Annotated in this window: 1 pseudogene; it reads right to left on the bottom strand. The window is 40.6% G+C overall.

Going from position 1 to position 635, the window contains the following annotated elements:
* Window positions 1–519 (bottom strand): annotated as a pseudogene (locus HL054_RS22100) (hypothetical protein); the annotation flags it as partial.
* Window positions 520–635 lie beyond the last annotated feature (116 nt).

Genomic DNA, 635 nt, shown 5'->3' with positions numbered 1-635 from the left:
TAATGTAAGGTCTGGATTGACAACAAGCAATCCTGTTGCCGATTTCTTCACTCCACTGTCAGTAATTGGGTCTTTTAACAAGTTCGCTTTAATTGTTTTGCCATTGAATTCAAACTCCGCATATGTTGCCTTGACAGCTATTCCATGTGTGTCCCTTGTGTGGAATTGGTAAGCATATGAACCAACACCGATGATGACATTTTCAGAAGCGTAACCGGCTTTCGCCATTGCTCCATAAAGTTTATCAATTTTCTCTGGTGTCATACCTTCACCTCACAAGAAAGTGATAGGCAACACCTTATAACCTTTGGCATTAATTGTTGAACCGAAGTGTTTCTCAATGATTTTGAATAGTCCAAGTTTGGCATTCTTCTTATCGTTTTTGGTTGTGTTTGGATGTGTCAATTTAAACCCACCAAGCAACACCTCAACAGAGTCGCCACTGTCTGGACGGATAACCAATTTGCCATCGCGGTTAAGAATCTCTTTCTTCAATGAAGGCAAGATTACATCACACACGTCATAGATGTTTCATGTGTCAGACACCAACGACAATACACCTTTTGGGTTGTGTTCAATTCAATGTCTGTATGCCTGTGTTTCGGCAGTAAGGTTGTCAATCTCAATTCCACCAT

It is taken from the genome of Modestobacter versicolor (assembly GCF_041028285.1).
GTDB lineage: Bacteria > Actinomycetota > Actinomycetes > Mycobacteriales > Geodermatophilaceae > Modestobacter > Modestobacter versicolor_A.
Note: the sequence above shows the minus strand (reverse complement) of the source record. Positions and strands in the feature narration are given on the sequence as shown.